The sequence below is a fragment of the Streptomyces sp. NPDC029466 genome (assembly GCF_055574515.1).
Genome location: NZ_JBVHZH010000008.1, coordinates 163,507 through 190,037 on the forward strand (window position 1 = coordinate 163,507; position 26,531 = coordinate 190,037).

Below are 26,531 nucleotides of genomic sequence, written 5' to 3' on the forward strand. Positions count from 1 at the left end.
CATCATCCGCCTACCGTCGCCGGGGTGATGAGCAGCAGGCCCGAGCACCCCACGCACTCCACCGGCGCACACCGGTCGCGCGGCGACGCGCGGCGCCGGAACCGGCCGCAGCCGTCCGAGCGGCCCGGCCCGGACACCGCGCGCCCCCCGGACCGGGGCCGGGACGGCTACCAGCCCCATCTGGACGGGCTGTTCACCTACTGCCTGTCCGTGCTGTGCGAACACGACGCCGCGACCGCGGTGCTCGGCGAGACGCTCGCGCTCGCCGAGCGGCACCGCGGCCGGCGCCCCGGCGACCCGGCGCTGTTCCGCTCCTGGCTCTACGCCCTCGCCCGCTGGGCCTGTTTGCGCCGGCTCGCCGAGCGGACCGCGCCGGCCGCCGGGACGCCGGGCCCCGGCGCGGCCCGCGAGGCCGAGCGCCGGCAGCGTGAACTGGCCGCGCTGGCCTGGCCGGAGGCAGCCGGCACCACCCCCGAGCAGCGGGAGGCGCTGGAGCTCTCGGTGCGCCACCACCTCTCGGCCGACGAGGTCGCCGCGGTGCTCGGCGCCGACCCGATCGCCACCCGCACGCTGCTGGCCACCGCCGCCTGCGAGGTCGAACGGACCCGGGCGGCGCTGGCCGTCGTCGAGTCCGGCCGCTGCCGGGAGGTCGCGCAGCTGGCGGGCGACACCCAGATGCTGCTGGGCGCGGCGCTCAGCCGGGAGCTGGTGCGCCATGTCGACGACTGCGGCGAGTGCCGGCGGACCGCCGAGCGGGCCACGGCGCCGGGGACCTGGCCGGGCACCGCGCCGGTGGAGCGGGGCAGTCTGCCGCTGGTCACCGCGCCCCGGGAGGCCGTGCTCGGTGCGCTGGCGGTCGCCCGGCGCACCAAGTCGGGCCGCGCGGAAGGGGTGGCCGGGGCGGGAGGTGGCGGCCGGGCGAGTGGGGCAAACGGTTCTCCTCGTTACGACCGGAGCGGTTTCCCTGTGGGCCCCCCGAAGGACCGGGTGGCCCGCCGGCGCCGGCTGCGCAACCGGGCGCTGACCACCACCGTGGTCGCCACCGTTATCGCCGCGCCGGTGCTGGCCCTGTGGGCGGCCTACCGGGGCGCCCCCGCCACCGACGTGGCGGCCGAGGACGCGCCCTCGGTGACCGCCGGCGACAAGGAACCCGGGCCGCGGCTGGGCGGCAGCCCGTACGAGAACGCCGGGAACGCCAGGACGACGCCCGGGCCCGGCTTCAGGGCGGGTGACGGGACGCCCGATGTGTCCGTTGAGGTGATCAGTGCGGACGGCACCCCGCAGCGGCCGGAGGACGCGGACCGCCGGCGGGAGTCGGGCCCCGGCCGGCTGACGATCGCCGCCGAACCCAGGGGCCGGACCACGCTCCTCACGCTCCGCGCGACCGGCGGCACCCCGGTGCGCTGGTACGCCGCGGCGGGCGCGGCCTGGCTTCAGATGAGCCGTACGGCGGGCACCCTGCGGCCGGGCGAGACCACCACGATCACGGTCCATATCGACCACGACCGGGAGCCGGCGGGCCCCTGGCGGGCCAGGATCGCCATCGAGCCCGGGGGCACCGCCGTCACGATGCGGGGCTACGGCGCGACCGGCCCGGCCGCCGGTCCGCAGCGCCCGGGGCCCGCGCACCCGAGGCCGACCCGGCCGGCCCCGAAACCGACGCCCACGCCGACCCGGACATCGCCGTCACCCACGCCGACGGCGACGGCCCCGACGCCGAAGCCGACCGGCCCGGCCCCGTCCTCGACGCCCTCGAACACCACGCACCCGGCGCGCTGAGCACGGACGGGTGCCCGGCACCGATGTGGCCCGGCCCGGGTCGCGTGCTACTCCTGCGGCTTCTTCAGGGGCGCCGGGTCCGCCGGGTGCGGCGCCATCGGCAGCGTCGCCGCCAGCCGCTCCTCGCACAGCTCGGCGAGCTTGGCGTAGCCCTTCTTGCCCATCAGCTCGGTCAGCTCGGGCTTGTACGAGACGTAGACCGGCTCGCCCGCGCCGTGCGCCGAGGTCGCTGAGGTGCACCACCAGTGGAGGTCATGGCCGCCGGGGCCCCAGCCGCGGCGGTCGTACTCGCCGATCGTCACCTGGAGGATCTGGGTGTCGTCCGGCCGGTCGATCCAGTCGTAGGTGCGCCGGACCGGCAGCTGCCAGCAGACGTCCGGCTTGGTCTCCAGGGGCTCGCGGCCCTCGCGCAGCGCGAGGAGGTGCAGCGAGCAGCCCGCGCCGGCCGGGAAGCCGGGGCGGTTCTGGAAGATGCAGGAGCCCTCCCAGCGCCGGGTCTGCCGTTCGCCGTCCTCGTCCTCCTCGACCCAGCCGGTCGTGGTGCCCACGTCGTGGTGCTGCCACACCTCGGGCGTGAGCCGTGCCACATGCTCGGCCACCCGCTTCTCGTCGTCGTCGTCCGAGAAGTGCGCGCCGAGCGTGCAGCAGCCGTCGTCCGCCCGGCCGGCCTGGATGCCCTGGCAGCCACTGCCGAAGATGCAGGTCCAGCGGGAGGTCAGCCAGGTCAGGTCACAGCGGAAGAGCTGCTCGTCGTCGCCCGGGTCCGGGAAGGTGACCCAGGCACGGGCGAAGTCGAGCCCGACCTCGTCGGCGGGGGCCCGCCGGCCCTCGGCCGCCTGGGCGCGCCGCTTTTCTTCCTTCTTGAGCGCTTTTTCGTGCTTCGCCTTTTTCGTCTTTGCCACGACTCCAGCGTAAGGGGGAGCGACGGGTGCCGACCGCGCCGACAGGAGCGGTCGGCGCGCGCAGTAGGTTTCCCCCCATGAGACTCGGTGTCCTCGATGTGGGTTCGAATACGGTCCATCTGCTGGTGGTGGACGCACACCCGGGCGCGCGCCCGCTGCCCGCCTATTCGCACAAGGCGGAGCTGCGCCTTGCCGAACTCCTCGACGAGGACGGCGCGATAAACGACGCCGGGGTGGAGCGCCTGGTGGCCACCATCCACGAGGCGCTCCAGGTGGCCGAGGACAAGGGCGTCGAGAGCGTGCTGCCGTTCGCCACGTCGGCGATCCGGGAGGCCACCAACGGGGAGGACGTACTGCGCCGGGTCGCCCTGGAGACCGATGTCTCGCTCCAGGTGCTCTCCGGTGAGGACGAGGCGCGGCTCACCTTCCTCGCCGCCCGCCGCTGGCTGGGCTGGTCGGCCGGCCGGCTGCTGGTGCTGGACATCGGCGGCGGCTCCCTGGAGATCGCCTACGGCCTCGACGAGGACCCGGACGTGGCCGTGTCGCTGCCGCTGGGCGCCGGCCGGCTGACCGCGGGCGACCTGCCCGGCGACCCGCCGGAGGCCGATGACGTCCGGACGCTGCGCCGCCGGGTCCGGGCCGAGATCGCCAAGGTGGTGAGCGACTTCAGCCGCCACGGCACGCCTGACCAGGTCGTCGGCACGTCCAAGACCTTCAAGCAGCTGGCCCGGATCGCGGGCGCCGCGCGCTCCGCCGAGGGCCTCTACGTCCAGCGGGAGCTGACCCGTAAGAAGCTGGAGGAGTGGGTGCCGCGGCTGGCCGGGATGTCCGCGGAGGAGCGGGTGGCGCTGCCCGGGGTGTCCGAGGGGCGCTCGCGGCAGCTGCTCGCCGGGGCGCTGGTCGCCGAGGCGGCGATGGACCTGTTCGGGGTCGAGACGCTGGAGATCTGCCCGTGGGCGCTGCGCGAGGGCGTCATTCTGCGGCGCCTGGACCACCTGCCGTAGGGCGCCCGGCCGTCCGCCGCAGCGCGCCCGGCGCGGGTGAGACTCGTCACGCCCCCGCTGGCCGCGCCCCGCGGTGGCGCCCGTCCCGGCCTCCCCGCCCACGGGGACGGGCCACCGGCGGCGGCCCGCGGCTGCCCGGACCTCCTGCCCCGCACCCGGCCCCGGCCCGTACGCTGTCCCTCGTGACAGAGCCAGTGGTGCGCATCCCGGATGCGAAGGTCGCGCTGTCCACGGCCTCGGTGTATCCGGAGTCGACGGCGACGGCCTTCGAGATCGCCGCGCGCCTGGGCTACGACGGCGTCGAGGTCATGGTGTGGACCGATCCGGTCAGCCAGGACATCGAGGCGCTGCGCAGGCTCTCGGACTACCACGGCGTGCCGGTGCTGGCCGTCCACGCCCCGTGTCTGCTGATCACCCAGCGGGTCTGGTCCACCGACCCGTGGGTCAAGCTCCAGCGCGCCCGCAACGCCGCGGAGAAGCTGGGTGCCTCGACGGTGGTCGTGCACCCGCCGTTCCGCTGGCAGCGCAGCTATGCGCGGGAGTTCGTCCGCGGGGTGTGGCGGATGGCGCACGAGACGGATGTGAAATTCGCCGTCGAGAACATGTACCCGTGGCGCTACCGGGACCGCGAGATGCTCGCCTACGCCCCCGACTGGGACCCCACCAACGACGACTACCGGCACTTCACCGTCGACCTGTCGCACACCGCCACCGCCCGCAACGACGCGCTGGCGATGGTCGAGCGGATGGGCGACCGCCTGGGGCATGTCCACCTCGCCGACGGCAACGGCTCCGCCAAGGACGAGCATCTGGTGCCGGGACGCGGCAGCCAGCCCTGCGCCGAGGTCCTGGAGCGGCTGGCCGCCACCGGCTTCGGCGGACATGTCGTCGTCGAGGTCAACACCCGCCGGGCGATGTCCGCCGCCGAACGCGAGGCCGACCTGGCCGAGGCGCTGGCCTTCACCCGGCTGCATCTCGCCTCACCGAGCCGGGTCCAGGGCCCGTGAGCGCCGGCCGGGACGACGCGGCCCCGGAGCCCGGTACACCGCCCGCACCGGCCCGCCGCCGGGGCCGCCCGGCCCGCGCCGCCGACGGGGCCGGCCCCGGTGCCCGGGAGCGCATCCTGGCCGCGGCCCGTACGGAGTTCGCCGCGCGCGGCTACGACAAGACCTCGGTCCGTGGTATCGCCAAGGCGGCCGGGGTGGACGCGGCGCTGGTCCATCACTACTTCGGCACCAAGGAGCAGGTCTTCGCGGCGGCCATCGAGCTGACCTTCGCGCCCGCGCTGACCATGCCGGACGCCCTCGCGGGCGGCGGCGCGGACGTGGGCGAGCGGATGGCCCGCTTCATGTTCGGCGTCTGGGAGAACCCGGTCAGCCGCCCGCCGCTGCTGGCGATCATGCGCTCGGCGCTGACCAACGAGACCGCCGCGGCGGTGCTGCGCGGCCTCATCGAGCGCCGGATGCTCCAGCGGGTGGCGGGCGAACTGGACGTCCCCGACCCGGAGTTCCGGGTACAGCTGGCCGCCGGGCACCTCATCGGGATCGCCATGCTGCGCTATGTGATCAAGATGGACCCGATCGCCTCCGCGGACCCGGAGGAGATCATCGCCATGGTGGCGCCGACGCTCCAGCGGTATCTGACCCAGCCGTGACCGCAGCCGTGACGCAGCCCTGACAAGCGCTCCCCAGGGCGCCTCCTCGGCCCGCCGAAGCCCTCGACCTGCGAGAAGCGCTCCCCGTCCGCTGTCCGCACTGCGGTCAGCCGTCTCACATGCCGGAGAGGCTGTCCAGATCTTGGATCAGAAGCGTAATCTCGACAGGAGCTGCTATATGACGCCGCCCGGTACGCGGCCAGGGGGCCAGGTACCGGCAGCGGCGGTCGTACGGACGATCCCGAGGGAGTGACCCACCGTGCCTGATCTGAGGTCCCGCACCGTTACCCATGGCCGCAACATGGCCGGCGCCCGAGCCCTTATGCAGGCCTCCGGCGTAGCGCGCGAGGACTTCGGCAAGCCGATCGTCGCGGTGGCCAACAGCTTCACCGAGTTCGTGCCCGGCCACACCCACCTCCAGCCGGTCGGCCGGATCGTCTCCGAGGCGATCCACGCCGCGGGCGGCATCGCGCGCGAGTTCAACACCATCGCGGTCGACGACGGCATCGCCATGGGCCATGGCGGCATGCTGTACTCCCTCCCCTCCCGCGACCTGATCGCGGACTCGGTCGAGTACATGGTCGAGGCGCACTGCGCCGACGCGCTGATCTGCATCTCCAACTGCGACAAGATCACGCCCGGCATGCTGATGGCCGCGATGCGGCTCAACATCCCGACCGTCTTCGTCTCCGGCGGCCCGATGGAGTCCGGCAAGACGACCCTGGTCGACGGCACCGTCCGCACCCTCGACCTGGTCGACGCGATCTCCGACGCCGTCAACGACAAGATCTCGGACGAGGACATCCTCCGCATCGAGGAGAACGCCTGCCCGACCTGCGGCTCCTGTTCGGGCATGTTCACCGCCAACTCGATGAACTGCCTGACCGAGGCCATCGGCCTCTCACTGCCCGGCAACGGCTCGACGCTGGCCACCCACACCGCCCGCCGGGCGCTGTACGAGAACGCCGGCCGCACGGTCGTCGAGATCACCAAGCGGCACTACGACGAGGACGACCACACCGTCCTGCCGCGCAACATCGGCAGCCGCGCCGCCTTCGAGAACGCCATGGCCCTGGACATCGCCATGGGCGGCTCGACGAACACGATCCTGCACCTGCTCGCCGCGGCGCAGGAAGCCGGCCTGAACTTCGACCTGGACGACATCAACGCCGTCTCCCGCCGGGTGCCCTGCCTGGCGAAGGTCGCCCCGAACGTCGCCCCCGGCGGCACGTACTACATGGAGGACGTGCACCGCGCCGGCGGCATCCCCGCCATCCTCGGTGAGCTCTACCGCGGCGGTCTGCTCAACGAGGACGTGCACACCGTCCACAGCGCCTCGATCGAGGACTGGCTCAAGACCTGGGACGTCCGCGGCGGTTCCCCCTCCGACGAGGCCGTCGAGCTGTGGCACGCGGCCCCCGGCTGCAAGCGCTCCGCGACCGCCTTCTCGCAGTCCGAGCGCTGGGACTCCCTCGATGTGGACGCGGCCGGCGGCTGCATCCGCGACATGGCGCACGCCTACTCCGTCGACGGCGGCCTGGCGGTCCTCAAGGGCAACATCGCCGAGGACGGCTGCGTCGTGAAGACCGCCGGCGTCGACGAGTCCATCTGGACCTTCGAGGGCCCGGCGGTGGTCTGCGAGTCCCAGGAAGAAGCGGTCGACAAGATCCTCAAGAAGCAGGTCAAGGAGGGCGACGTCGTCGTCATCCGCTACGAGGGCCCCAAGGGCGGCCCCGGCATGCAGGAGATGCTCTACCCGACGTCCTTCCTCAAGGGCCGCGGCCTGGGCAAGACCTGCGCCCTGGTCACCGACGGCCGGTTCTCCGGCGGCACGTCCGGCCTGTCCATCGGCCACGCCTCCCCCGAGGCGGCGGCCGGGGGCACCATCGCCCTCGTCGAGGACGGCGACCGCATCCGGATCGACATCCCGAACCGCGGCATCGAACTCCTCGTCAGCGACGAGGAGTTGGCGGCCCGCCGCGAGGCCCTCGGCGGCGTTTACGCCCCCAAGAACCGCGAGCGCAAGGTCTCGCAGGCCCTGCGCGCCTACGCGGCCATGGCCACCAGCGCCGACAAGGGCGCGGTGCGGGACGTGTCGAAGCTCGGCTGACACCCGACCGAGGACTCACCCCGGCAACGCCGAACAGCAGCACCCCGGACCCAGTTGGGCCCGGGGTGCTGCTGCATCCGCTCCTGGAATCCTTGCGTCCGTATACCCCTCAGGTCGTACGCCGCATCAGACCCCGAGCTCATGGCCACGGCGGATTACCGGCCGCTGGAGTGACGGAACCCCGCTGTCACGCGCCCTAGCGTGGTGCACCTGCACTCCGGAATCCGCCTTCCGCCCTGAGGAACACCATGATCGAAGTACGGGGACTGTCCAAGCGCTACGGCGACAAGACCGCCGTCGACAACCTCACGTTCACCGTTCAACCCGGCAAGGTCACCGGCTTTCTCGGACCGAACGGTGCCGGGAAATCCACCACACTGCGCATGATCGTCGGCCTGGACCGGCCGACCTCGGGCACCGCGACCGTGTGCGGCCGGCCGTATCACCAACTCCCCACCCCGCTGCACACCGTCGGTGCGATGCTGGACGCCAAGGCGTTCCACACCGGCCGCACCGCGCGCAACCACCTGCGCGGGATCGCCGCCTCCCACCACATACCGGGTAGGCGGGTCGACGAAGTACTCGCCATGGTCGGTCTGACCTCCGCCGCCCGCAGACGCGCCGGCGGCTTCTCCCTCGGCATGAGCCAGCGCCTGGGAATCGCCGCCGCACTGCTGGGAGACCCCGAAATCCTCATCCTCGACGAGCCGGTCAACGGGCTGGACCCCGAAGGCATCCAGTGGGTGCGGGAGTTCATGCGGTCCATGGCGGACGACGGCCGCACGGTCCTGGTGTCCTCGCATCTGATGAGCGAGATGCAGGACACCGCGGACCACCTCATCGTGATCGGCCGCGGGCGGCTGGCGGCGGACAGCTCCATGGCGGAGTTCCTCGCCCGCAGTTCCCACAACGGCACCGTGGTCCGCAGCCCGCACGCGGCACACCTCGTCCGCCTGCTGCGGCACGAGGGCGCCACGGTCGACGCCGCCCCCGGCCGGTCCGCACCGGACGCGATGCTCGTACGGGGCATGGACGCGCAGCGGATCGGCGAGCTGGCCGGGCGGAACGGGCTGTGGCTGCACGAGCTGGCGCCGCAGCGGGTCTCGCTGCAAGAGGCCTTCATGGAACTGACCGCGGACGCCGTCGAATACCGGGTGACGCACAGCGGAGAGGCCGCGTGATGAGGACGACGACCATGACAGACAACGCTGCTGCCGCCTCCTGGAGCGGCGGCACGGAGGGCCGAAGGGCGCGGTTCATCGATGCGGTCGCCTTCGAGTGGATCAAGGTCAGTACGGTCCGTTCCACCTGGTGGACGCTGTTCGCCGCCGCCGCCATCACGATCAGCATCGGGGCGTTCGCGGGCAGCAGCGCGGAGGGGGAGGTGGATTCCGTCCTCCGGGAGATCTTCGTAGGACTTCCGATCGGCCAGCTGGCGATCTGCCTCTTCGGCGCGCTGGCCGCCACCTCCGAGTACGGCACGGGTTCGATCCGCAGCACGCTCACCGCGGTACCGAAGCGGCCCCGGTTGCTGGCGGCCAAAGCCCTGGTGGTCTTCGCGGTCTCCCTGGTGACCGGGCTGCTGATTTCCTTCGCCACCTACACCGCCGGGACGCTGTCACTGGGCGCGGCGGCTGCCCATCCCGAGCTGTCCGACGGGTCCGTGCTGCGCGCCGTGATCGGCGGCGGTTGCTACCTGGGCGTACTCGGAGTCTTCGCGCTCATCGTGGGCCTGGTGCTGCGCGCCTCCGCAGGCGCGATCACCGCCTGCGTCGGCCTGACCTTCATCCTCCCCCTCATGTTCCATGCGCTCAGCTCCCTCGGTGACCTGCTGCTCAAGTGGTGGCCCACCGAGGCGGGGCAGCAGATCCTCCATGTGCTCCCCTCCGAAACGCGTCTGGCACCGCTCGCGGGACTCGGCTGGTTCGCGCTCTGCACGCTCGTCGCGCTGGCCCTCGTGACCTCCCGGGTTACGCGGCGCGACGCCTGAAGAGCGTGCGACGGCCCCCGTCGCGGGCGAGCGACGGGGGCCGGTCTGTGGGGCGGCGGCGTTAGGCGCTGGGCAGTTGCCCGTCCTTCAGGGCGTTCACGAAGGACGACCAGGTGGCGGCCTCGAAGAGGAGGGCCGGGCCGTGGGGGTTTTTGCTGTCACGGACGGGGGTGAGGGCGGGGAGGCCGTCGGAGACCTCAATGCAATTGCCGCCGTCCGAGTTGCTGTACGTGCTCTTGCGCCAGGTGATGTTGCTCAGGTCGATGGCTCGCACGGCACTTCCTCCAACATCCGCGTGATGAACTGTCGCGACTCGGCCCGGGATAGCGCCATGTCACGTACCGCATCATATGCGCGATGCAGGCGCTCAACCCGGGCTGACTCCTCGATGAGTTCTCCGCCCACGTCGGTCTCGGCGTACGCAACCGTGCGACCGTCCAAGAGCCGGAGAAACATCACGTCGGTGCCTGTCATCCCGTGAGGACCGGCGCTGAAGGGCAGTACTTGGATCGCGACGTTGGTGCCCTGCGATGCGTTGACCAGGTGCTCCAACTGCTCACGCCACGCCTGTACATCGAGCAACGAGGTGCGCAGCACCGCCTCGGACAGAATCGCGCGAAACGGGGGCGGGTTGTCTCCCTCCAGCAACTTCTGTCTCCCGGTGCGTGCTTCGACCTGCTGATCCAGCTCTTGGCCCGTGAGGCCACCTCCAGCGAGAGCGTCGCGCGCGTATCCATTCGTCTGGAGTAGCCCTGGTGGCCTGCTCACGGAGTACTGCCACAGCCCCACGGCCTCGCGCTCCAGCGCCATATACCGCCGGTACCGCTCGCGGAACTGCGTGGGATCGGCCACCGCCAACTCCCACAACGTCAGCAGCAACCCCGGTGTGCCGTAGTGCTGGTCCAGTGCCTCGGCGACCTCGGGGCCGCCGATCGTCTGGCCGCTCTCCATCTTCCCGAACAGCGACCAGTCCCACCCCAGCGCTTCACCGAGCTGCCGGAGGCTGTCACCTTTCTCGGCGCGCAGTAATCGCAGCTCTTCTACGTAGCGCTGGCGGGGCTCCTGGCTGCGACCGGTGACCGCTCGCCTCGGTGGCATGGCGACCTCCTCCGTGGAAGGTGTGGAACTAACGGTGCGTGCGGGCGAAATACAGCCAGCAAGGGGTATTCGCGCCCTTTTTCCGGGCCATTCTCGTGAGGGCCGGAATACGCACAGTAGTGGCGCTCCGGGGTCTCACGCAGGGAAACGGCAGACGGGAGCGGGCACTCATGACGAGGGAACGACGGGCGGCGGCGGACGGGATGGCCGAGGCCGAAGCAGCGTGTGAGGAACTGGACGCCGTGTTGCGGCGCGCCGGGATCGTGCTGCCGTCACTGATGGTCGACCCGGTGACGTACGGCTACGAACAGAGCCGCGTTCTGGTCGAGTTGGGGCGCTGCAACGTGGAGACGACGCGTCGGCTCGTCGCGGTGCTGAAGAAGGCCGCCCCGTGAGCGGGCGCGACCCGTACGTCTCCCCGGCGTGCCATGTCGGCCGGCATCCGGCGTGTGACAAGGGCTTCGCCGTGCCCGAGGCCGTCACCGTGCCCGGCGTGCGGCGCGAAACCTGTGCCTGCCGCTGTCATACGGGCGGCGGGCCGTCCCCTCACCAGCCCGCCGGGTCCTTCGTCGCCGCCGCGAAGACCGTCCCGTCGGGGGCCGCCGCGTAGATCCGGCCACCCGGGCCGTCCGTACGCGGGGCCGGGAGCGTCTCCACGAAACCGTTGTGGCGCCCGTTCATCCGCGGCGGGGTCTGTCCCAGCAGCTCGCCCGACCTGGTGTCGACCGCGAGCAGTCGGCCGTCGGCGGCGGTGAAGTAGAGCCGGCCGCGGCTGACGACCGGTGCCGAGCCGCGGCTGACCGAGGTCTCGGTGTCCCATTTCCGCTGGCCGACGGCCTGGAGCGCGCCGCCCTCGGCCAGCAGATACACCGACTCGCCGTGCACCACGGCGGACGCCCCGTCCAGCGGCGCGGTCAGCTTGAGGCGGCGGCTGTGCCCGGTGGCCGGGTCGTAGCGGACGACGGCGGTGGTGCGGTACGAGAGCGTCGGGTCCGTGACGGTCAGAAAGAGCGTCCCGGACGCACCGGAACCGGCCACGGTGAGCAGCCCGTTCAGCCGCCGGGCCCAGCGGACCTTGCCGTCGGCCGGGTCGATGGCGGTGACCTGGGTGCCCTTTCCGTCGGGGGTGGGCTCGGCCGCGTAGGCGGTGTGGGCGGTGTGGGCGTCGCCGAACGAGGTGAAGAGCGGCAGCCGATGCCCCGGGAACCGCTTCTGCCAGCGCTGTTGGTGGGTTCTGCTGTCCAGCGCGGTGATCGTGCCGTCCGCCGCGGCCAGCAGGATGCGGTCGCCGATGACCTTGGCGCCGCCCTCGTACCCGGAGACGTCCTTGGTCCAGCGGGTGGCGCCCTTGCCACCAGGCGACGGGTCGAGGGCCAGCAGCCGGCTGCCGTCGTTGGAGAAGACGTACAGCAGCCCGCCGGAGAGCACCGGTGCGGTCCGGGAGATGGCCTTCTTCGCCGCCTGCTTACCGGTGGCGGTGGGGTCCTTGCTCCGCCATGCCACCCGGCCGGAGTCCGGGTCGAGCCGGGCGGCCAGCATGCCGGGCTGGCCGCAGAAGACGGCACCGGAACCGGTGGTGCAGTGCGGGAGTTCGGCGTCGTGGCCCTTGGGGCGCTCGACGAGAGTGGTGTGCCACGGGCGGAAGTCGGCGTGGCCGTCGCGCGACGGGTGGGTCTGAAGGGCCGGGTCCCGGCCGGGGCCGCCGGACAGCGCCTGGACGCCCGCGTACGTGCCGGCTCCGGTGACGACGAGGGCGACGGCGGCCCAGAGGGGCCAGCGGCGGGCGCGGGAGCGGGAACGGGCGGTCCGGCGGGGGAGGGAGGGATGTACGGAATCGTCAGTGCGTCCGGGGGCGCTGATGGCGTCGGGGAGGCCGGGGCCCGCGGGAAGGGCGGCGTCGTCGGGGTTCTCGACGGGGGTGCGGGCGCGCACATGCGTCGTCTCGGCGGGCGGCGGGGCGGCCTCGGCGCGTACGGGCTGCGGCTGCTCCGGCCGAACCGGCTCCGGCCGCACCGGCTCCGGCCCGTCCCGCTCTGCCTGCCGCTGCTCCGGTATACGCACCTCGGGCACCGCACCGCCCACCAGGCCGCCGACCGGCACGTCGGCGCGGCGCGGCTCATCCGTCCGCAGCAGCTCCATCAGCGCGTCCGGAGTGGGCCGGTCCGCCGGATCCTTCGCCAGACAGCTCTCGACGAGTGGCACCAACTCCGCCGGCACGCCCGCCAGATCGGCCTCGTCGTGCACCACCTGATACGCGACGAGATACGGGCTCTCCGAGTCGAACGGGCCACGCCCCGTGGCGGCATGCACCAGCACCGACCCCAGCGCGAAGACATCCGCCGCCGGGCCCACCTCACGCGGCCGCTGGAACTGCTCGGGCGCCATGAACGGCGGAGTCCCGATCAACTTGCCGGTCTCGGTGCGCATTTCACTGTCGGAGGGCCGCGAGATACCGAAGTCGATGACTTTCGGGCCATCTGTGGCCAGCAGCACATTTCCGGGCTTCAGATCGCGGTGCACCACCCCGGCACGATGGATGTCACGCAGCGCCTCGGCGAGCCCCGACGCCAGCCGCCGCACCTCGTCGACCGCCAGCGGGCCATTCCGCTTCACATGATCGGAGAGCGTCGGACCGGGGATGTGGAGGGTCGCCATCCAGGGCCGTTCGGCATCCGGATCGGCGTCCACGACGGGCGCCGTGAAGGCCCCGCTGACCCGCCGCGCGGCCGCCACCTCCTGCCGGAACCGCCCGCGGAACTCCGGGTCCTGGGCGAATTCGGCATGGATGACCTTGACCGCGAGCAGCAGCCCGGAGGACGAGCGCGCCAGATGAACCACGCCCATACCGCCGGAGCCGAGCCGCGCCTCCAGGCGGTATTGGCCGGCGTATTCCGGATGCTCCGCTTCCGGCCCGATGCCGGAATCGCGCAGCGATGGCATGGTTCCACCCCCGTGTCATTACCCGTGCCATTCGGTCGCAAGTGCGACGCGCGGAGCCTAGTCGATAGCGCGTACGAGATGAACGAGGCTTGCTAGCGTGCGCGTTGCGGAGCCGCACCGAGCGGCTTCACGGGGGCTCCACGAGCCCCTCCACGCATGGCCTCTGGGCCAACGTCACCACCACCATCACCGACATCATCAACGGGGGAACACGAAATGACCACACAGGACCATCAGGGCGCCGCGGAAGCGGCCGACGGCCAGACGCTCGCCGCCGCCGCGGCGGGCGGCCTCACATATCCCATCGCGCCCGGCTACCGCGTCAAGGTCCGTCAGGGCCCCAGCACCGACTCCCCGGTCGTCCGCCAGCTCGCCGAGGGCGCCAGGATCCAGATCCGCTGCCAGCGACACGGCCAGAAGGTCAGCGGCCCGTACGGCACCTCGGACATCTGGGACAACATCGCGCCCGGCGAGTACATCTCCGACACGTACGTCCGGACCGGCAGCAGCGGCATGGTCGCGCCGCTCTGCACGAGCTGAGGCGCGGCAACCGCGGGTGCTGAGGCGCGGCACCGCGGAAGCTGAGGCGCGGCAACCGCGGGTGCTGAGGCGTGCCGCCGCGGGAGCGTGGAGCCGGTGCGCCGCGCGGCCGCAGGTCGCCGGGTGAACCGGGCCCGCCGGGGATAATCGATGCCATGAGCGATGAGCAGCGGTCCCCGGCGAGCCCGGAGCCCGGCGGCGGCGCGTCCGGCGGGCCCGAGCGACGGGGGCCCGAGCCGGAGGCGATCCGGTTCTTCGGCACGACCTGGCTCCAGCACGACGGCGGCTACGGCCTGCGCCGGGCCGGCGTCGCGGTGGGCTCGCTCGCGCTCGCCGTGGCCGGGGCGGTCGTCCTGCGCTTCGCGTTCCAGGGCCTGGAGATCGCCGACGTCGGCCCGTTCGTCGGCATCCTCGTCGTCGCCGGCTTCGCCATCTGTAGCGCGCTGGCCTTTCGCCGTACCTGGGACGGCTTCGTTCGGCGCCGCGACCCGGCCGCCGAGAGCGCGGCTGACAGGTCCGCGCAGAGCCTGATGTTCATCGGTTTCATCGGCTCGCTGCTCGCCTACTTCTGCCGCAGCCTTGTCGAGGCCCCCGGGGAGAAGCTGTGCCGCGCCGAGTACGCGGCGGCTTGCGAACGCCATGAGCGCCGCCGTGGCAGCCGTACCGGCAATCCTGCTGCGCGGAAGCCCAGGCCGAAGAAGCGGGGTTGAGGTCGGCGCTCCTTGCTGTTTGGCTGCGGTGCCGTTGTGGCTGGGCGCGCAGTTCCCCGCGCCCCTGTGGGGGTGGCCGTGCGTCTTTTGCTGCGGCGGCGTTGTGGCTGGCGCCGGGCGGCTTGTGTGGTTGCCGCGGGGGCCGGAGGGGACGCACCGGGGCCCGTCCTCGGCGCGGGCGACGCGGGTGCGTGGGATTGATTGCCCCGGTGTTTGCTCCGGTCCTGCGGGCGGGCCCCGGTACATCCCCTCCGACCGTTCAGCGTTGCCGTCTGCCGACCGGTGGCACTGCGCGTCACGGCCCAGCTCGGCCTGCGCCCAAGCTGCGGGGGCCCGTTCGGCCAGGTGCCTGCCAAGGGGTGCCGCTGCATGGCTGCCGTAACGGCCATCGGTACGGCGGGGCGGCCGCGCATGGACGGAGGTCGGAGGGGATGTCCGGTGAGCCGCCCGCAGGACCCGGAGCGAACAACGGGGTGAGCAACCTCTGGGACCCGCGTCGCCCGCGCCGAGGACGGGTTACCGGGCGTCCCCTTCGACCCACCACCCACCAACCGAAGGCGCACCGGCCCCAGCCACCGGCAACCCGCACCACCCACCCCCAGTCACCAAAAGCGCCACAGTCCCGGAGGCGCTGAGGGTGTTCTCGCGGCCGAGCGGGAAGCCCTGCGTGACGTCTTCCCGGACGGCATCGTCGAGGAGGCCTACGCGCTCGACCTGACTGTCACACTCCGGCCGCCCGCTTCGTCCTGAGGGGGTGCAGGGCCGACGCGGTGCGGTGTTGTACAGGTGGTGGAACGACGTGGCGGCGCGAACGGACAACAGGGGAACGGACGATGACGCAGCAGGAGCAGGAGCAGGAGCAGGAGCAGGAGCAGGAGCAGGGGCCGGACGGGGGCCGGCTCGGGCAGTTCGAGGAGCAGCGCGGGCGGCTGTGGGCCATCGCCTACCGGATCATGGGCACGGTCACCGACGCCGACGACGCGGTCCAAGAGGCATGGTTGCGCTGGCAGGCGCTGCCCGGTGAGCAGGTGGTGGCCAGCCCGCGCGGCTATCTCACCACCGTCGTCAGCCGCATCTGCTACGACCTGCTGGGCTCGGCCCGCGCCCGCCGCGAGACGTACGTCGGGCCCTGGCTGCCGGAGCCGCTGCTCAACGGCACCGGCGGGCCCCTGCCCCTGGGCGGCGCGGCCTCCGCGGGGCCCGGCGGTCCCGAGGACCGGGTCACCCTCGACGAGTCCGTCGGAATGGCGCTGCTGACCGTCCTGGAACGGCTCACCCCGGCCGAACGCACCGCCTTCATCCTCCACGACGTCTTCGCGGTCCCGTTCCCGGAGATCGCCGAGGCGGTCGGCCGCACCCCGGATTCCGTACGGCAGTTGGCCTCCCGCGCCCGCAAGCGGGTACGGGCCGAGGCGCCGCGCCGCAGCGTCGACCGGGCCGAGCACCGCCGCACCGTCGAGGCCTTCCTCTCCGCCGTCATGGGCGGCGATTTCGAGGCGCTGCTGTCCGTCCTCGACCCCGAGGTGGTCTGGCGCACGGACGGTGGCGGCAAGGTGTCCGCCGCGCGCCGGCCGGTGCTGGGCCGCGAGAAGGTGGCCCGCTATGTGCAGGGCCTGGTCAAGCGCGGAGCGCAGCGGGAGGGGCTGCGGGTCGCGCTGGCCGAGGTCAACGGCGCCACCGGGCTGGTCTTCGTCGACCCGGCGGGGGAGCAGTCCGGGGTGTTCGCCTTCGCTGTCGACGACGGCCGGATCACGGAGGTGGATGCCGTCGTCAACCCCGAGAAGCTCGGCCATCTGGACCTCGACGGGCTCTGATCCGGCCGGCCGCCACGTCCCGACCCGCCGCCACGTCCCGGCTGGTCCCCCCGACCCGCCGCCACGTCCCGGCTGGCCCCCCGGCGCGGCCGGGCCCGGCCGGTCGCGCCCCACCGCTCGCCGCCCCGCCCCGCCCCCGTGTCACACCCCACCGCCCCACGTCGTCCCCCTAGTGGCGCCGCCTCCCACACCGGCGCCCCGGACCGACCGACCTCAGGAGGCAGCATGAAGAGCGTCACGAAGCACGGGGGCTCCCGGGGCCGCAAGGCCCGGGGGAGGGTCGTGGTCCTCGGCGGCGGGTACGCGGGGACGATGGCCGCGCTCCGGCTCGCCCCGTACGCGCGGGTGACGCTGGTCGACCCCAGTGACCGGTTCACCGAACGCGTCCGGCTGCACGAACTGGCCGCCGGCCGCCCCGAGGTGAGCCACTCCCGGGCCCGGATGCTGCACGGCACCGGCATCGAGCATCTGGCCGCCCGCGCCACCTCACTCGACCCGGACGTCCGCGCCGTACACACCGACAGCGGCCGCACCCTCCTCTACGACCGGCTCGTCTATGCCATGGGCAGCCACACCGATCCGCGCGGTATCGGGGAGCGGGCCTTCACCGCGGAGAGTGCCGCCGCCCTGCACAAGCGGCTGGTGGACGGGCCGGGTGCGCTGACCGTGGTCGGCGGCGGTCTGACCGGCATCGAGATGGCCACCGAGATCGCCGAGTCGCACCCGGAGTGGCGGGTCAGGCTGGTCACCGGCGGCGAGCTCGGCGGCGGTCTGTCGGTGCGCGGCCGGGACCATGTCCGTACCGTCCTGGACCGGCTGCGCGTCCGGGTCGAGGAGGGCCGCCGGGTCGACGACGGGGACGCCGTCGATGCCGACGCCGTGGTGTGGGCCGGGGCGTTGCGGGCCACCGGCGGTCTCGCCCAGGACGCGGGGCTGGTCACCGAACCGGTCACCGGCCGGCTCCGGGTCGACGCGCGGCTCCGCTCGGTCAGCCACCCCGACATCTACGCCGCGGGCGACGCGGCCGCGGCCCGTACGCCCCGCGCCGGTGCCCTGCGGATGTCCTGCGCCGCCGCGCTGCCCACGGGCTCGTACGTGGCCGGCGCCATCGCCGCCGAACTGCGCGGCGCCGCGCCCCGGCCGCTGTCGTACGGCTTCTTCGTGCAGTGCGTGAGCCTGGGGCGGCACGATGCCCTGATCCAGTCCGTACGGGCCGACGACACCCCGCGCGAACGCGTCCTGACGGGCCGCCCGGCCGCCCGGGGCAAGGAACAGGTGGTCCGCAACGCCGTCCGCGTCCTGCACCTGGCGGCCCGCCGCCCGGGCGTCATCCCGCTGATCCCGGGCATCGGCTGAGGGCTGCCCCGTACCACCGCCCGGCACCCCGCCCCCTCAGTCCGACAGCTCCGGCTTCCCCTTCTCGTACAGCCACTTCTTGAACAGCGGCTCCAGGTCCACCTCCGTGCGCTCCTGGCAGAAGTCGATGAAGTCCTGTGCGTCGGCGTTGCGGTAGCGGTACTTGGTGGGCCACTCGCGCAGGATCGTGAAGAAGGTCTTGTCGCCGACGGCGTTGCGCAGCTCCTGGAGGAGCATCGCGCCCCGCTCGTAGACGGGGGTGCCGGTCACATTCTTCGCCTGGCCCGGTTTGCCCGGCGGGAAGGCCCAGCGGTCGGGGTCCGTGGTGTCCTTGTAGAGGGCGTCGAATTGCTCCTGGGGGGTCTTGCCGCCCTCGCGCTCCTCCCACAGCCACTCGGCGTAGGTCGCGAAGCTCTCGTTGAGCCAGGTGTCCGCCCAGGTCTTGGGCGTCACCGAGTCGCCGAACCACTGGTGAGCCATCTCGTGCACCAGGGTCACGGTGTCCGGCGCCCCGGCGTAGACCGGCTTGGTCTGGGACTCCAGGGCGAGCCAGTCGATCCGTTTCGGGGTGTCGTCGACGATCGCGCCCGCGGAGGCGAAGGGGTACGGGCCGAAGAGCTTGCTCTCCCACTTCACGATCTCGGGCAGCTTCTCCAGCGGCTTCTTGCTGGCCTTGGCCTCCGCCGGGTCCACCGCCACATACAGCGGCAGCCCCTCGGGCGTACGGGAGGTGTGGACCTCGAACCTTCCGATGGTGGCCGTCGCGAGATAGCTGGCCATCGGCCGGCCGTTGTGCCAGCGGAAGGTGGTCCGGCCCCCGGCGGTCCGCTCGGACCGCAACTCCCCGTTGGCGACGGCGGTGTAGCCCTTCGGCACGGTGAGGGTGAAGTCGTAGGTGGCTTTGTCCCGGGGGTGGTTGTTGCCGGGGAACCACGTCATGGAACCGGCGGGCTCGCCGGCGACGAACGCCCCGTCGCGGGTCTTGACCCAGCCCTCGGTCGACTGGTCGGGGTCCTTCATCTCCTGCGGGGTGCCGTCGTAGTCGACGCGGGTACGGAATTCCGCGCCCTTGCGCAGCACCTCGGCCGGCCGGACGGTGAGCTTGTGGCCCTTACGGGAGAACTCCGCCTTCTCGCCGTCGACCCGGACCTCTGTCACCCGCAGGCCCTGGAGGTCGAGCTGGAAGGACCGCAGGTCCGCCGTGGCCTCGGCGGTGAGGTCGGCGGTCGCGTCCAGATGCCGCTTCTTGATGTCGTAGTCGAGGTCGAGCCCGTAATGGCGCACCTGGTAGCCGCCGTTGCCGAGCGACGGGAAGAGCGGGTCGCCCACTCCGCCGCTGCCCGCCGCGCCTCGTACACCACCGGTGCACGAGGAGAGCAGCAGGGCGACGGAGAGGGCGGCGGTCGCACCGCATCTGCGAAGGGGCCGGCGGTTCACAGCACTCCCGGGGTCGGCGGTCATCAGCGTCCCGACCCTACGGTCATTTCCGCGCGCACACCGGCCCTTTTCCGGGCGGTCGTCCTACCCGGCCGTTCCTATCCGGCCGTTCCTACGGCCGTCCTACCCGGCCGTCCCACGCGGCCGTTCTACGGGGCGACGGACGGAGCTTCCTTCCGGGCGGTCCCGTCCGGACCCCGGCCCCGGCGCTGTTCCTCCCAGGCACCGAGCGCGGCCGCACAGGCATGGTCGAGATGCCGCAGCCCGGTCAGATCCAGCTCGACCTCCCGGTCCTTGGGCAGCGCCTCCAACTGGTCGAGCAATTTGGGCAGCCGGAGGAAGGTGGCATTGCCGAGGGCCCGGACGCGGACCGGGCGACGGATCCCCGGACCGGCCGGTGCCGCGTCGCGCGCCGCCGGCTCGTCCAGCCCCACGATCTCCAGGTGGACGTGCGAGGTCTCCCACGCCGACTTGGCGACCGCCAGCAGCAGCCCCAGCAGCACCCCCTCGAACATGTTGGTGGCCACGATCGCCACCGCCGTCGCCGCGAGCACCACGGCCTCACCCCGGTGCTCCCGCCACAGCGGAAGCCACTGCTTCACCGGGATCAACTTGCCGCCCGCATGCACCAGTACGCCCGCCAGTGCCGCCAGCGGCACCACGCCCAGCGCCGCCGGGAAGGCCGCCGCGAAGACCAGCAGCCACACCCCGTGCAGCACCCGCGAGGCCTTCGTCTGCGCCCCGGCGAACACATTGGCGGAGCTGCGGACGATCACCGCGGTCATCGGCAGCGCGCCGAGCAGCCCGCAGACGGTGTTGCCCGCGCCCTGCGCCATCAGCTCCTTGTCGTAATCGGTCTTCGGGCCGTCGTGCAGCCGGTCCACGGCGGCCGCGCTGAACAGCGACTCCGCCGACGCGATCAGGGCGAACGCCAGCACCGTGCCCAGCGCACCGGCCAGTGCCCCCGCCTCCGTCAGCCGCGCGAAGTCCGCGCCGCCCGGCGGCTGTACGACTTCCAGCAGGCCCGCCACTTCCACCCGGGCCACCGGCAGGTCCAGCACGAAGACCACGACCGTGGCCAGGGCCACCGCCACCAGCGGCGCCGGCAGCACCCGCGCCGCCCGCCGCCACTTCGGCCACAGCACCAGCAGCACGATGGTGCCCGCGCCGACCGCCAGCGCCGACAGCGCCGTAGTGGATCCGGCGGTGTCCGCCGCGAGGTCCGGCAGCCCGGCCAGATTCGCCGGCCCGTTGCCCGGCGCCCGGGCGTCCACCAGGGCGTACAACTGCCCGGCGATCAGCACCAGTCCGATGCCCGCGAGCATGCCCTGGACGACGGCCACGGAGATGGCCCGGAACCAGCGCCCCAGCCGGAGCGCGCCCATGACCAGCTGGAGCAGCCCGGCGAGCAGGACGAGCGCACCGAGCGCCCCGACGCCGAACTCCTGCACGGCCTCGTAAACCAGCACGGTCAGCCCGGCGGCCGGACCGCTGACCTGGAGACTGCTGCCCGGCAGTAAGCCGGTGAGCAGCCCGCCGACGATTCCGGTGACCAGCCCCAGTTCGGCCGGTACCCCGGAGGCGACGGCCACCCCGACACACAGCGGGACGGCGACGAGAAAGACGACCAGCGAGGCGGTGAAGTCGGCGCGCCAGACCGACAGCCTGTGCCGTGACGGTATGGAGGGCCGGGACGGGCGTTGTCGGGCAATACGGAACCTACGCATGGGGATGCCTCCAGCGAGTGCGAGATGCGGTGGCGCACGGGTACGCACGGATACGCACGAGCGGACGCGGGGCGGGTACGAGCAGCCGGCCGGCGACCACCGCGACTGGTCTGTGCGGTCGCCTGCTGCCGCGCACTGCCCGCGCGGTGCGCGCCATGGGGAAATGACGGCTGGATCCGTCGGATGCGCGGGCCGGGGAGGCCCTTGGGGGCAGCTCTCAGCGCTCAGCAGCGGAACACGGCGTGCTGGATCGGCAGTTCACCTGATCTCGACAGGGGTACGGCCTGCCGGCCGGTCAGCGGAGCGGTCAGGTGCAGACCGCCCCCGGTCCGGGCCGGTGCGGCGGTCGAGACGGTGCTGAGCGGGGGCGTCGGCGCGGACACCGAGGCCGTGGACCGTCCGTCGCGGCGCGGCGGGCAGCGGTCGTTGCCGGATTCGGAGTCCTCGGAGGAGTCGGATGCCCAGGGGGTGGGGCCGGGGGGACCGGTACGGCCCACGCCGTTCGTGGCCATCGCGGCCGTCGGACGTTCCCCGTACACGCCTTCCGCACCCAGGGGCAAGGCCAGCAGGACGGCCATGACGATCAACAGGAGCCGGCCGAGGCCGCGGACCCGGATCTTCGCCATCGTCGCCCCCTCCGGCGCGCCTGGACAGGTCATCCCATTGTGTCCAAGCGGGCGCGCAGGACCGCCAGTCGGTTTGTAACCACCCTGTAAACGCGGAGTTATCGACCAAGAACGGCCGGTTTCTTTCACTACGGCGCCCGCCGGTGCGCGGAGATCCTCACCATGCGCCGCTTCCGCACCACACCTGGCCGGATCACCACCCCCCTGGCCCCACCGCCCTGCCGCCCCCGCGGCGCAGGCCCTCCCTCCCGTCCCCGCCCTTGACGCCCCACCCCGCCCGGCGCATTATTCATCGCATGATGAATTATGGCGTGAGCCCCGCTGTCCACGCCCGCGACCTCACCGTCGTCCGGGGCGGCCGCACCGTCCTCGACGGCCTCGCCTTCGACGTGCCCCGCGGCCAGGTCACCGGCCTGCTCGGCCCCTCCGGCTGCGGCAAATCCACCCTGATGCGCGCCCTCGTCGGCACCCAGGCCAAGGTCACCGGCACCCTCGACGTCCTCGGCCGGCCCGCGGGCGACCCCCGGCTGCGCCCCCGTATCGGCTATGTCACCCAGGACCCGTCCGTCTACGACGACCTCACCGTCCGGCAGAACCTCGACTACTTCGCCGCCGTCCTGCACCCCGGCCGGTCCGCCCGCGGCCTGCGCCACGAGCGCGTCACCCGCGCCATCGAGGACGTCGACCTCACCCGCCACGCCGACGCCCTCGCCGGCAACCTCTCCGGCGGCCAGCGCAGCCGGGTCTCCCTCGCGGTGGCCCTGCTCGGCGCCCCGGAACTCCTCGTCCTCGACGAGCCCACCGTCGGCCTGGACCCCGTCCTCCGCCGCGACCTGTGGAACCTCTTCCACACCCTCGCCGCCGACCGCGGCACCACCCTCCTGATCTCCTCGCACGTCATGGACGAGGCCGAGCGCTGCCACCGGCTGCTCCTGATGCGCGAGGGCCGCCTGCTCGCGGAGGACACCCCTGGCGCCCTCCGCGACCGCACCGGCACCGCCACCGTCGAGGCCGCCTTCCTCCACCTCGTCGACGAGGCCGCGGCCGCCACCCGGCCCCCGCGACCCAGCACCCCCCAGGAGCCCGCGCGATGACCACCACACCCCGCCCCGCGGCACCCGCCCCCGCGCCCTTCTCCCCGTCCCGCGCCCTCGCCACCGCCGCCCGGGTCCTGCGCCAACTGCGCCACGATCCGCGCACCATCGCACTGATGCTCGTCGTCCCCTGCGTGATGATCGCCCTGCTCCGCTACGTCTTCGACGCCCGCCCGGAGACGTTCGACAGCATCGGCGCCTCGCTCCTCGGCATCTTCCCGATGATCACGATGTTCCTGGTGACCTCCATCGCCACCCTCCGCGAACGCACCTCGGGCACCCTGGAACGCCTGCTCGCCATGCCCCTCGGCAAGGCCGACCTGATCAGCGGCTACGCCCTCGCCTTCGGCCTGCTCGCCATCGTGCAGTCCGCCCTCGCCACCGGCCTGTCCGTCTGGCTCCTCGGCCTCGACGTCACCGGCTCCCCCTGGCTGCTCCTCCTGGTGGCCGTCCTCGACGCCCTCCTCGGCACCGCCCTCGGCCTGTTCGTCTCGGCCTTCGCCGCCTCCGAATTCCAGGCCGTCCAGTTCATGCCCGCCGTCCTGATGCCCCAGCTGCTGCTCTGCGGCCTGTTCACCCCGCGCGCCACGATGCAGCCGGCCCTGGAGGCGCTCTCCGCCGTCCTCCCGATGTCCTACGCCGTCGACGGCATGAACGAGGTCCTCCAGCACCCCGACATCACCGGCGACTTCCTCCGCGACACGGTCATCGTCACCGCCTGCGCCCTCCTCGTCCTCACCCTCGGCGCCGCCACCCTCCGCCGCCGCACGAGGTGACACCGCCCGCCGCCCGCTGACCCGAAGCGGCACCCCCGCAGTGCGAGGATGGCCCGCAAACGCCCAGCGCAGCGGAAAGGTGAACCCGCACGATGACCCAGAAGGTCGCAGTACTCGGCACCGGAAAAATCGGCGAAGCCCTGCTCAGCGGAATGATCCGGGGCGGCTGGGCACCCTCCGACCTGCTGGTCACCGCCCGCCGCCCGGAACGTGCCACACAGCTCCATGAGCGCTACGGCGTCGAAGCGGTCAGCAACGCCGAGGCCGCCAAGTCCGCCGACACCCTCATCCTCACCGTCAAGCCCCAGGACATGGGCAGCCTGCTGCGGGAGCTGGCCCCGCACGTCCCCGCCGACCGCCTGGTCATCAGCGGCGCCGCCGGCATCCCCACCGCGTACTTCGAGGAGCGCCTGGCCGCCGGCACCCCCGTCGTCCGGGTCATGACGAACACCCCCGCCCTCGTCGACGAGGCGATGTCCGTCATCTCCGCCGGCAGCCACGCCAACGGCACCCACCTCACCCGCGCCGAGGAGATCTTCTCCGGCGTCGGCAAGACCCTGCGCGTCCCGGAGTCCCAGCAGGACGCCTGCACCGCGCTCTCCGGCTCCGGCCCCGCCTACTTCTACTTCCTCGTCGAGGCCATGACCGACGCCGGCATCCTCCTCGGCCTGCCCCGCGACAAGGCCCACGACCTCATCGTGCAGGCCGCCATCGGCGCCGCCGTGATGCTCCGCGACAGCGGCGAACACCCCGTCAAGCTCCGCGAGAACGTCACCTCCCCGGCCGGCACCACCATCAACGCCATCCGCGAACTGGAGAACCACGGCGTACGCGCCGCCCTCATCGCCGCCCTGGAGGCCGCCCGCGACCGCAGCCGCGAACTGGCCTCCGGCAACGGCTGACCCACGACCGTCACCGGGGGCGCGACGGCCACCGCGCCCCCGGCACGTCCGTCACCTCACCCCGCGGGCAGCAACCCCACCGCCTCGAACGCCGCATCCACCCGCGGCCGGGCCAGCGCACGCGCCCGCTCCGCCCCGCGCCGCAGCACCCCGTCCACATACGACGGATCGGCGGCCAGCTCCGCATGCCGCTCCCGCACCGGCCGCAACGTCTCCACCACGGCCTCCGCCACATCCTTCTTCAGCGCGCCGTACGAGTCGTACTCCCCGGCCAGCCGCCCCGGATCGCCCCCGCCGCACGCGGCCAGCACATTCAGCAGATTCGCCACCCCCGGCCGCTGCTCCGGGTCATACACGACATCCCGCTCCGCATCGGTCACCGCCCGCAGCACCTTCTTCCGCACCACCTCCGGCTCATCCAGCAACGAGATGACCCCCGCCGTCCGGGCATGAGACTTCCCCATCTTCGACGTCGGCTCCTGGAGATCCATCACCCGCGCCGCCACCGCCGGAAGCGTCGCCCTCGGCACCACGAACGTCGCTCCATAGCGCTGGTTGAACCGCTCCGCCAGATCCCGGGTCAGCTCCACATGCTGCGCCTGGTCCTCCCCGACCGGCACCTCATGCGTCCCGTACGCCAGGATGTCCGCCGCCATCAGCGCCGGATACGTCAGCAACGACAGCCGCACACTCCCCCCGCGTGCCTGCTGCGCCGCGGCCTTCTCCTTGTACTGGATCATGCGCCGCATCTCCCCGTCGGAGGCCGTGCACTCCATCAGATACGACAGCCGCAGATGCTCATCCACATGGCTCTGGACGAACACCGTGCACAGCTCCGGATCCAGCCCCGAGGCCAGCAGCAGCGTCGCCGCCTGCCGACTGAGCCGCCGCACCCGCGCCGGATCGTGCTCCACGGTCAGCGCATGCAGATCCACCACACAGAACAGCGCCTCCGCCCGGTGCTGGTCCTCCCGCGCCCACCGCCGCACCGCCCCGAGGTAGTTCCCCAGCGTCAGATGCCCCGTCGGCTGCACCCCACTGAAGATCCGGGTCCGCCCGCTCGCCGTCATCGCCATCTCGTCCGTCCTTCTCTCCGCACTGCCCAAGGAGTGCGCGTCAGGACCGCCGACCTCACCGGCCGGCTACGAGAGGGAGATACGCAAACGGCCGCCGAAGCGGCGGCCGTGGTCATGCATGCGCTGTGGTCGGCCGCCGTCAGGCGAGCCACCACTGCTGTACGAGCGCATGCGTAGTCATGGCCCCCAAAGTACTCCCCACAACCCACCCTCGCGCGGGTTTGAACAACCCCAACCCCTCGTGTAGTGTCCTCCGAGTTGCCACGGAGCCGACAGGCCCGGGGCAGCCATCCCGCCGCTTCGCGGCACACCACTACTGCACGGCCCCTCAACGGGAACGATTTCGCATGCCGAAATTCGAACCGCGACGTGATTATGCGTCAACGAGGAATTCCGCTAAAGTAGTGATCACGCCGAAAGGCACGGCAACGCAAATTGCCGGACCACGGCGGAACCCCCTTCCGACGGGGATTCGGAAACGAATTCGGACCGGCAACGGACCGAAACGGATCTGATAGAGTCGGAAAGGCCGAAAAGCGAAAGCCAAACGGCCGAGCCCGCTCCAACAGGGCGCCGGAGACGGAAACGGATCTGGTAAGGTTGGAAACGCGAAGAAGCCGAAAGGCCGAAACGCACCGGCGAAAATCGGGCCCGCAAGGATCTGATAGAGTCGGAAACGCAAGACCGAAGGGAAGCGCCCGGAGAGCCTGGTGAAACAGGCACAAAGGAAGCGTCCGTTCCTTGAGAACTCAACAGCGTGCCAAAAGTCAACGCCAGATATGTTGATACCCCGTCTCCATCATGGAGATGAGGTTCCTTTGAAAGCCCACCACGGCCCATGCGGTCGGGGTGGCACACACAGCGAGGACGCTGTGAACGACCGGACCTATTCCGTCTGGTCGTTCCGCTCTCGTGTGTGTTTCACCGGATTACCGGTAAACATTCACGGAGAGTTTGATCCTGGCTCAGGACGAACGCTGGCGGCGTGCTTAACAC

At 72.2% G+C, this 26,531-nt stretch carries 23 protein-coding genes; 15 read left to right on the forward strand and 8 right to left on the reverse strand.

The features are described 5' to 3' along the window. Positions 1–27 precede the first annotated feature (27 nt). Positions 28–1,779 carry an RNA polymerase sigma factor gene (locus ACZ4XD_RS09895; RefSeq protein ID WP_468040031.1) on the forward strand — a complete coding sequence of 584 codons (1,752 nt, stop codon included), beginning with the start codon at positions 28–30 and terminating at the stop codon, positions 1,777–1,779. A 47-nt stretch (positions 1,780–1,826) separates the two neighbouring features. Here ACZ4XD_RS09895 and ACZ4XD_RS09900 read toward each other — a convergent pair whose 3' ends face one another. Then, positions 1,827–2,681: a DUF3109 family protein gene (locus ACZ4XD_RS09900; protein ID WP_423661248.1), complete on the reverse strand. Its 855-nt coding sequence runs from the start codon at positions 2,679–2,681 to the stop codon at positions 1,827–1,829. Between the two features lie 77 nt (positions 2,682–2,758). Between ACZ4XD_RS09900 and ACZ4XD_RS09905 the strand changes: the two genes are divergently transcribed. The 6 genes from ACZ4XD_RS09905 (at position 2,759) to ACZ4XD_RS09930 (ending at position 9,439) form a co-directional block, all read left to right on the forward strand. Beyond that, on the forward strand, positions 2,759–3,685 hold the full coding sequence (locus ACZ4XD_RS09905) for a Ppx/GppA family phosphatase (RefSeq protein WP_468040036.1): 927 nt from the start codon (positions 2,759–2,761) through the stop codon (positions 3,683–3,685). Positions 3,686–3,867: 182 nt separating this feature from the next. Then, positions 3,868–4,692 (forward strand): sugar phosphate isomerase/epimerase family protein, encoded by an 825-nt coding sequence (locus ACZ4XD_RS09910; RefSeq protein WP_468040038.1) that lies wholly within the window; start codon positions 3,868–3,870, stop codon positions 4,690–4,692. Then, entirely contained in the window at positions 4,689–5,339 is a 651-nt protein-coding gene (locus ACZ4XD_RS09915; RefSeq protein WP_468040041.1) for a TetR/AcrR family transcriptional regulator, read from the forward strand. Before ACZ4XD_RS09910 ends, ACZ4XD_RS09915 begins: the two co-directional genes overlap by 4 nt. A 259-nt stretch (positions 5,340–5,598) precedes the next feature. Then, on the forward strand, positions 5,599–7,449 hold the full coding sequence (gene ilvD / locus ACZ4XD_RS09920) for a dihydroxy-acid dehydratase (protein ID WP_468040044.1): 1,851 nt from the start codon (positions 5,599–5,601) through the stop codon (positions 7,447–7,449). A gap of 248 nt (positions 7,450–7,697) precedes the next feature. After that, positions 7,698–8,630, forward strand: coding sequence for an ABC transporter ATP-binding protein (locus ACZ4XD_RS09925; RefSeq protein ID WP_468040046.1), 933 nt, complete (start codon positions 7,698–7,700; stop codon positions 8,628–8,630). A gap of 14 nt (positions 8,631–8,644) precedes the next feature. Beyond that, entirely contained in the window at positions 8,645–9,439 is a 795-nt protein-coding gene (locus tag ACZ4XD_RS09930) for a hypothetical protein (protein WP_468040049.1), read from the forward strand. A 61-nt stretch (positions 9,440–9,500) separates the two neighbouring features. Here the strand turns inward: ACZ4XD_RS09930 and ACZ4XD_RS09935 are convergent, their stop codons facing one another. After that, positions 9,501–9,713, reverse strand: coding sequence for a DUF397 domain-containing protein (locus ACZ4XD_RS09935; protein ID WP_468040051.1), 213 nt, complete (start codon positions 9,711–9,713; stop codon positions 9,501–9,503). After that, the gene (locus ACZ4XD_RS09940) at positions 9,695–10,537 is read right to left on the reverse strand and encodes a helix-turn-helix domain-containing protein (protein WP_468040053.1); all 843 of its coding nucleotides are present in this window, start codon (positions 10,535–10,537) and stop codon (positions 9,695–9,697) included. Before ACZ4XD_RS09940 ends, ACZ4XD_RS09935 begins: the two co-directional genes overlap by 19 nt. Before the next feature lie 170 nt (positions 10,538–10,707). Here ACZ4XD_RS09940 and ACZ4XD_RS09945 point away from each other — a divergent pair, with 170 nt between their 5' ends. Continuing rightward, entirely contained in the window at positions 10,708–10,932 is a 225-nt protein-coding gene (locus tag ACZ4XD_RS09945; RefSeq protein ID WP_468040056.1) for a hypothetical protein, read from the forward strand. A 151-nt stretch (positions 10,933–11,083) separates the two neighbouring features. On the opposite strand, the gene ACZ4XD_RS09950 is transcribed toward ACZ4XD_RS09945, so the two are convergent. After that, positions 11,084–13,477 (reverse strand): serine/threonine-protein kinase, encoded by a 2,394-nt coding sequence (locus ACZ4XD_RS09950; protein WP_468040058.1) that lies wholly within the window; start codon positions 13,475–13,477, stop codon positions 11,084–11,086. A 216-nt stretch (positions 13,478–13,693) separates the two neighbouring features. Between ACZ4XD_RS09950 and ACZ4XD_RS09955 the strand changes: the two genes are divergently transcribed. From ACZ4XD_RS09955 to ACZ4XD_RS09970, 4 genes are all read left to right on the forward strand, one after another. Further along, a complete protein-coding gene (locus ACZ4XD_RS09955) occupies positions 13,694–14,017 on the forward strand; it encodes a peptidase (RefSeq protein WP_468040059.1) in 324 nt (107 codons plus the stop codon). 155 nt (positions 14,018–14,172) lie between these two features. Next, on the forward strand, positions 14,173–14,727 hold the full coding sequence (locus tag ACZ4XD_RS09960; RefSeq protein ID WP_468040061.1) for a hypothetical protein: 555 nt from the start codon (positions 14,173–14,175) through the stop codon (positions 14,725–14,727). Positions 14,728–15,560: 833 nt separating this feature from the next. Beyond that, positions 15,561–16,541 (forward strand): RNA polymerase sigma factor SigJ, encoded by a 981-nt coding sequence (sigJ, locus tag ACZ4XD_RS09965; protein WP_468040065.1) that lies wholly within the window; start codon positions 15,561–15,563, stop codon positions 16,539–16,541. Positions 16,542–16,766: 225 nt separating this feature from the next. Beyond that, the gene (locus tag ACZ4XD_RS09970) at positions 16,767–17,897 is read left to right on the forward strand and encodes an NAD(P)/FAD-dependent oxidoreductase (RefSeq protein WP_468040068.1); all 1,131 of its coding nucleotides are present in this window, start codon (positions 16,767–16,769) and stop codon (positions 17,895–17,897) included. Positions 17,898–17,933: 36 nt separating this feature from the next. Here ACZ4XD_RS09970 and ACZ4XD_RS09975 read toward each other — a convergent pair whose 3' ends face one another. From ACZ4XD_RS09975 to ACZ4XD_RS09985, 3 genes are all read right to left on the reverse strand, one after another. Beyond that, complete coding sequence (locus ACZ4XD_RS09975; RefSeq protein WP_468040072.1) at positions 17,934–19,358, reverse strand: M1 family metallopeptidase; 1,425 nt, start codon at positions 19,356–19,358, stop codon at positions 17,934–17,936. Positions 19,359–19,483: 125 nt separating this feature from the next. Next, complete coding sequence (locus tag ACZ4XD_RS09980; protein ID WP_468040076.1) at positions 19,484–21,061, reverse strand: SulP family inorganic anion transporter; 1,578 nt, start codon at positions 21,059–21,061, stop codon at positions 19,484–19,486. Positions 21,062–21,285: 224 nt separating this feature from the next. Further along, on the reverse strand, positions 21,286–21,687 hold the full coding sequence (locus ACZ4XD_RS09985; protein WP_468040080.1) for a hypothetical protein: 402 nt from the start codon (positions 21,685–21,687) through the stop codon (positions 21,286–21,288). Between the two features lie 296 nt (positions 21,688–21,983). On the opposite strand from ACZ4XD_RS09985, the gene ACZ4XD_RS09990 reads away from it, so the two are divergent. The 3 genes from ACZ4XD_RS09990 (at position 21,984) to proC (ending at position 24,459) form a co-directional block, all read left to right on the forward strand. Next, positions 21,984–22,781, forward strand: coding sequence for an ABC transporter ATP-binding protein (locus ACZ4XD_RS09990; protein ID WP_468040083.1), 798 nt, complete (start codon positions 21,984–21,986; stop codon positions 22,779–22,781). Beyond that, positions 22,778–23,557: an ABC transporter permease gene (locus ACZ4XD_RS09995; protein ID WP_468040085.1), complete on the forward strand. Its 780-nt coding sequence runs from the start codon at positions 22,778–22,780 to the stop codon at positions 23,555–23,557. The genes ACZ4XD_RS09990 and ACZ4XD_RS09995 overlap by 4 nt, the downstream gene beginning before the upstream one ends. 92 nt (positions 23,558–23,649) lie before the next feature. Beyond that, entirely contained in the window at positions 23,650–24,459 is an 810-nt protein-coding gene (gene proC, locus ACZ4XD_RS10000) for a pyrroline-5-carboxylate reductase (protein WP_468040087.1), read from the forward strand. Positions 24,460–24,515: 56 nt separating this feature from the next. On the opposite strand, the gene trpS is transcribed toward proC, so the two are convergent. Further along, complete coding sequence (gene trpS, locus ACZ4XD_RS10005) at positions 24,516–25,535, reverse strand: tryptophan--tRNA ligase (RefSeq protein ID WP_468040089.1); 1,020 nt, start codon at positions 25,533–25,535, stop codon at positions 24,516–24,518. Between the last annotated feature and the right edge of the window lie 996 nt (positions 25,536–26,531).

What these genes read in the sequence shown, in the direction of transcription:
- ACZ4XD_RS09980 (WP_468040076.1), bottom strand. Translation starts at nt 21,061, where the DNA reads ATGCGTAGGTTCCGTATTGCCCGACAACGCCCGTCCCGGCCCTCCATA.
- ACZ4XD_RS09905 (WP_468040036.1), top strand. Translation starts at nt 2,759, where the DNA reads ATGAGACTCGGTGTCCTCGATGTGGGTTCGAATACGGTCCATCTGCTG.
- ACZ4XD_RS09925 (WP_468040046.1), top strand. Translation starts at nt 7,698, where the DNA reads ATGATCGAAGTACGGGGACTGTCCAAGCGCTACGGCGACAAGACCGCC.
- ACZ4XD_RS09985 (WP_468040080.1), bottom strand. Translation starts at nt 21,687, where the DNA reads ATGGCGAAGATCCGGGTCCGCGGCCTCGGCCGGCTCCTGTTGATCGTC.
- sigJ (WP_468040065.1), top strand. Translation starts at nt 15,561, where the DNA reads ATGACGCAGCAGGAGCAGGAGCAGGAGCAGGAGCAGGAGCAGGAGCAG.
- trpS (WP_468040089.1), bottom strand. Translation starts at nt 25,535, where the DNA reads ATGGCGATGACGGCGAGCGGGCGGACCCGGATCTTCAGTGGGGTGCAG.
- ACZ4XD_RS09960 (WP_468040061.1), top strand. Translation starts at nt 14,173, where the DNA reads ATGAGCGATGAGCAGCGGTCCCCGGCGAGCCCGGAGCCCGGCGGCGGC.
- ACZ4XD_RS09975 (WP_468040072.1), bottom strand. Translation starts at nt 19,358, where the DNA reads ATGACCGCCGACCCCGGGAGTGCTGTGAACCGCCGGCCCCTTCGCAGA.
- ACZ4XD_RS09950 (WP_468040058.1), bottom strand. Translation starts at nt 13,477, where the DNA reads ATGCCATCGCTGCGCGATTCCGGCATCGGGCCGGAAGCGGAGCATCCG.
- ACZ4XD_RS09995 (WP_468040085.1), top strand. Translation starts at nt 22,778, where the DNA reads ATGACCACCACACCCCGCCCCGCGGCACCCGCCCCCGCGCCCTTCTCC.
- ACZ4XD_RS09895 (WP_468040031.1), top strand. Translation starts at nt 28, where the DNA reads ATGAGCAGCAGGCCCGAGCACCCCACGCACTCCACCGGCGCACACCGG.
- ACZ4XD_RS09970 (WP_468040068.1), top strand. Translation starts at nt 16,767, where the DNA reads ATGAAGAGCGTCACGAAGCACGGGGGCTCCCGGGGCCGCAAGGCCCGG.
- ACZ4XD_RS09940 (WP_468040053.1), bottom strand. Translation starts at nt 10,537, where the DNA reads ATGCCACCGAGGCGAGCGGTCACCGGTCGCAGCCAGGAGCCCCGCCAG.
- ACZ4XD_RS09955 (WP_468040059.1), top strand. Translation starts at nt 13,694, where the DNA reads ATGACCACACAGGACCATCAGGGCGCCGCGGAAGCGGCCGACGGCCAG.
- proC (WP_468040087.1), top strand. Translation starts at nt 23,650, where the DNA reads ATGACCCAGAAGGTCGCAGTACTCGGCACCGGAAAAATCGGCGAAGCC.
- ACZ4XD_RS09990 (WP_468040083.1), top strand. Translation starts at nt 21,984, where the DNA reads ATGATGAATTATGGCGTGAGCCCCGCTGTCCACGCCCGCGACCTCACC.
- ACZ4XD_RS09945 (WP_468040056.1), top strand. Translation starts at nt 10,708, where the DNA reads ATGACGAGGGAACGACGGGCGGCGGCGGACGGGATGGCCGAGGCCGAA.
- ACZ4XD_RS09930 (WP_468040049.1), top strand. Translation starts at nt 8,645, where the DNA reads ATGACAGACAACGCTGCTGCCGCCTCCTGGAGCGGCGGCACGGAGGGC.